The 4,057-nt window shown below is 68.4% G+C and carries 5 protein-coding genes; 4 read left to right on the forward strand and 1 reads right to left on the reverse strand.

Features of this window, described 5'->3' with window-relative positions; all coding sequences use genetic code 11:
• The 4 genes from PHQ87_RS14785 to PHQ87_RS14800 form a co-directional block, all read left to right on the forward strand.
• The coding region (locus PHQ87_RS14785; RefSeq protein ID WP_300235991.1) for a hypothetical protein at nucleotides 1–359 on the forward strand (359 nt) is incomplete at its 5' end.
• Nucleotides 356–1,681, forward strand: a complete 1,326-nt coding sequence (locus PHQ87_RS14790) for a prepilin-type N-terminal cleavage/methylation domain-containing protein (RefSeq protein WP_300235993.1) — start codon at nucleotides 356–358, stop codon at nucleotides 1,679–1,681. The genes PHQ87_RS14785 and PHQ87_RS14790, both read left to right, overlap by 4 nt.
• Nucleotides 1,678–3,015, forward strand: a complete 1,338-nt coding sequence (locus PHQ87_RS14795) for a prepilin-type cleavage/methylation domain-containing protein (protein WP_300235995.1) — start codon at nucleotides 1,678–1,680, stop codon at nucleotides 3,013–3,015. The genes PHQ87_RS14790 and PHQ87_RS14795 overlap by 4 nt, the downstream gene beginning before the upstream one ends.
• A gap of 16 nt (nucleotides 3,016–3,031) precedes the next feature.
• Entirely contained in the window at nucleotides 3,032–3,781 is a 750-nt protein-coding gene (locus PHQ87_RS14800; RefSeq protein WP_300235997.1) for a type II secretion system protein, read from the forward strand.
• On the opposite strand, the gene PHQ87_RS14805 is transcribed toward PHQ87_RS14800, so the two are convergent.
• A partial coding sequence (locus PHQ87_RS14805; RefSeq protein ID WP_300235998.1) for a DUF3482 domain-containing protein occupies nucleotides 3,775–4,057 on the reverse strand: 283 nt, incomplete at its 5' end. The genes PHQ87_RS14800 and PHQ87_RS14805 overlap by 7 nt on opposite strands.

Genomic DNA, 4,057 nt, shown 5'->3' on the forward strand with positions numbered 1-4,057 from the left:
ACACCCTGTTGGACGACGATATCGCGCACACCATCTACAACGTCCGTAACGACGTGCTGTCGGTGATGGCCACACTGATGGGAGGTACGGGTGACACCTACGGCTGGAACCGTCCGGCTGACGACAGTCTCTTCCTGCGACCGGGCAAGCTGCAGCGCGAAATCGACGCCCTGGAGCTCCAGCGGGAACCCGCCGAGGACCGGGTGGATGACGCGATCGCCAACCGCGACAAGGTGAAGGAAGAGGCCGAGAAGGTGCCCACCTGCAACATCACGTCCAACGGCGGTGTCGGTCCCATGCCGCCGTCCGTCGCGGAACAGATCCTGATCAACGTGGACCGCAAGGGAGGCACCCGATGAGCGCGCAGACCCACCGCAGACAAGGCGGCTTCTCGCTCATCGAGTTGAGTGTTGCCCTGGTCATCATCGGGATCATCGGCATCTTCATCTGGCGCTGGGTGGCCGACAGCCGGGCGCCCATGACCCGGATCGAGATCCAGCGCCAGCTCGACGAGGCAGAGGCCGCGGTGGAGGGCTTCGTGCTGGCCCATCACCGCCTGCCGTGTCCGGCCTCGTCCGCTTTCCAGGGGGGCGAGAGCTGCGGCGGCAGCAACAGCACCGGGGCGCTTCCCTGGCGTGACCTGGGGCTTGACAGCTCTTTCAGCAGGCTGCGGTACGGCGTCAACCGGGGGGGCGGTGTGGATCTGGCTGTCGCTCCATCGCCGCTGGCATCGGAGCCGGAACGGAAGCCGTGGGTGTCACCGGACCTGAACATCGATTTCAGCGGTGTGCCCGTCCTGCCCAATTTCGCTGACCTCAACCTGGATGACCTGACCGTTCCCTCAGGCTTGCCCAGCGTTTCCGAGACCGGCGCGTCGGGTTTTGTCGGCACCGTGCCGGCCGGTGCCAAGGCGGCCGCCGATGCGGTGCAGGCACTGATCGCGGTGGCCAACAGCCGGCGCAGTATCGTCAATGGCCTGGACTGGTGCCATGTACTCCGGCGCTATGCCGCGAACCCGATGGCGGCGGGATCCTTGCGTGTGGGCCGCGACACGGCGGATGCGATGGCCGTGGCGTTCGTGATCGTGCACCCGGGGGAAAACGGCCAGTTCGATGGCAACAATGCCACCGGCGGTGGCACCCTCCCGTTCGACATGCCTGGCCGTGCACAGGCGGTGGATTTCGATGACCTCGCGCTGGCCGTGGGCCCGGCCGATCTGGCGGGCCGCATCGGCTGCGTGGCCAGACTGTCCGCCATGCAGGCCGCGGCCCAGGGGGCCTACGCCGCCTATGACAACGCGCGCGTCATGCAGGCGTACTGGTCGCTGCGGCTGTTCGATGTCGGGCAGGCCCATTCTGCCGTGCAAGGTGCGATCGCCGCCGTGACCTTGTCGGCCATGGGGCTGGCGCTGGGTACGGCCAGTTCCCTGATCAGCATTGCCTCGGCCGCCAACACCGAAGGCGTGACCGCCTTCAACATCGCCGTTGCCGCCGCCAACGCGATCGTGGCCGCAGCGGACCTGGTGCTGTCCATCATCGATCTGGTGGAGGCGAAGGAGGGATACGCCGATGCCCAGCAGAAACTGGCCGACTCGAACGTGTATGCCGAACAGGTCTATGGCGCCCTGGCTGATGCCCTACGCCATGCCATTGCGCTGGACGAGAAAGGGCTGAACCCATGAAGCGGCACGAAACGGGGTTCACCCTGGTTGAAATCTCGGTCGCCCTGCTGGCGCTGGGACTGGTGTTGCTGGCCGCGGTGGTGTTCTGGCAGCAGTCCGCGCGCCAGCGCGTGGCGGTCCGCCAGATGGATGCGCAGGACCAGTCGCGCGACGCGGTGCTGGGCTTTGTGCAGGCCCACCACCGGCTTCCCTGCCCGGCGGCGGACACGGCGGGTGCCGAGGACTGCGACCAGGGCCAGGTGGGCTACCTGCCCTGGCGCACCCTGGGTCTGCCGCGTCCCGAGGCGGGGCAGTTGCGCTATGGCGTGTACCGCGAGACATCGGCCGAGGCGCAGGACAACCGGGACCTGACCATGCGGATGGACCGCATGAACCCGCTGCGCGTGCCTACACCCTTCCCGACGCCTTCGAACAGCAACGCGCCCAATCCCAATCTGCCGCCATTGCCGCAGACGGTCGAAGCGCAACTGGGGGCCACGCGATCGGACGTGGCGTTCCCACTCAATGGGTCGGACGGCGCGACGTCCCCGCTCGATGCGGCCTGCAATGCGTCGAATCCAACACCGTGCCTGACCACGCCCGTGCCCCGGGCCACCAGTCTGATCGACATTTGCCTGGCCCTGAACGACCGAAAGGGCAGCGCGTATGTGGCGCCTCCCGGCACGCTGGCCGTGCGGGCACTGGGTACCACCGGCTCGCGCCGTGCCATGGCCTTCGTGATCGCCGCACCCGGGCTGCTCGATGCCGATGGCGACGGCCAGCCTTTTGACGGAGAGAACGCCTCGGCCAGCAATGACACCCCGACCTTTGCCGCCGCCCAGACGGTGATGCACGGCTACGACGACCTGGTGCTGGCCGTCAGCCACGCCGAACTGTTCGCGGTCCTGCACTGCGGCGCGGCCCTGGCGGCCATCTCGCATGCCCACGTCAACGCCGGCACCGGGGCGCTGGTGATGGAGCGGTCGTTCTACGACTACCGGGACCAGCTCGATGTGGCCGTGAAGCTGGGCGATGCCGGCATTGCCGCGGCGACGGCCGGCCTCGCCAGTGCGGTGTCGGCCTCGCTGGACGCCGCCAAGGAAATGGTGTCTGCCACCGCGGACACGACCATGAGTGCCGGTGCCCGCTCGTTCCAGATCGGGCTGGCGGCCGCTGGTATCGCGGCGGCGATTGCCGCCGACGTGGTGGCGATTGCCGCCGAGACCATGGCCATACTCTCGCGGGAGGAGGCCTACGACGTCTGGAGCGACTTCGCTTCCCGCACCACCGCGATGACCAACCTGGCGGTCTCCGTCAATGAAAACGCCCTGAAAGCCGATGCCATCGGTTACTGACCACGAGGTGAACCCCATGTCCTTTCCCGTGCACACATCCTCTCGCCGCGTGGCAGTGGCCCGCGCAAGCCTGTCCGGGCGGCGCGCCCAGCGCGGTTTCACCCTGCTGGAGCTGGGCATCACCTTGCTGGTGATCGGGCTGCTGCTGGGTGCCGTGGCCGTGGGGCGCGACCTGCAGCGGGCCGCCGCCAACCAGCGCCTGTCCACCGACTTCGTGCAGGGCTGGCAGCTCGCCTACGAAGCCTTTCTCAGCGCCCAGATCACCCGTCACCCGCCGGGCGATGACCCCGCCGACCCGAGCGGCAAGGTCAATGGGGGGAGCACCGAGCTGTGCGGCACCCCCATGATCAACGCGTTCCTGGCGTCCGGCATCCGGCTGCCCGAGGGGCGTGCCGAAGGGCAGCCCGACCGTCAGGTCTACCTGGACAGCAACGGCAACCCGCAGGAAGTGCAGGTGTGCTTCCGGAACGTGACCTGGGCCGAGGCTGGCGATTCGGTGGGCACCTATGTGCAGCTGCCACGCAATGTGATGGTGCTCAAGGGCGTCACCTACTCGCTGGCGGCCATGCTCGACCAGCAGATCGACGGCCGCGCAGATGCCCGTTTCGGGCGTCTGCGCGATGTCCTCTATGCCGGCGATCACCTCGTGACGACCGGCCAGATCTGGCCCCTGGACGACCGCATGGCCTACGGCACGACCACCCCCGATTTCCGCGACGAACAGCAGGTGGCCGTCACCACGGCCTATTTCCTGATGACTCAGTGAGGCCCGGCCGACGCACGGGCAAAGTCCCGCGCCAGCGCGCTGATCGCGCCGGCACGGGCATCGTCGTCACGCCAGTGTCGGCCATCGCCGGCCAGGCTCGACCACTCGGGGTGGGCGCGGGCCTGGGCGATGGCCTCGGGCAGGGCCTCCTCGCGCCAGCGGCGGATATCAGGCTGACCCAGCTCGATCGGACCCAGGGCGGCGTGGCCGCGACCCTCCAGCGCCTGTAGCAGCAGGTGCTGGCGCGCCGCCAAGGCGCGCAGCACGGCGTCGTCC

The organism is Hydrogenophaga sp. (assembly GCF_028698005.1).
Lineage (GTDB): Bacteria > Pseudomonadota > Gammaproteobacteria > Burkholderiales > Burkholderiaceae_C > Hydrogenophaga.

Excerpts from the sequence above, each read along its gene's own strand:
- PHQ87_RS14795 (WP_300235995.1), top strand. The coding sequence starts at position 1,678 with ATGAAGCGGCACGAAACGGGGTTCACCCTGGTTGAAATCTCGGTCGCC.
- PHQ87_RS14790 (WP_300235993.1), top strand. The coding sequence starts at position 356 with ATGAGCGCGCAGACCCACCGCAGACAAGGCGGCTTCTCGCTCATCGAG.
- PHQ87_RS14800 (WP_300235997.1), top strand. The coding sequence starts at position 3,032 with ATGTCCTTTCCCGTGCACACATCCTCTCGCCGCGTGGCAGTGGCCCGC.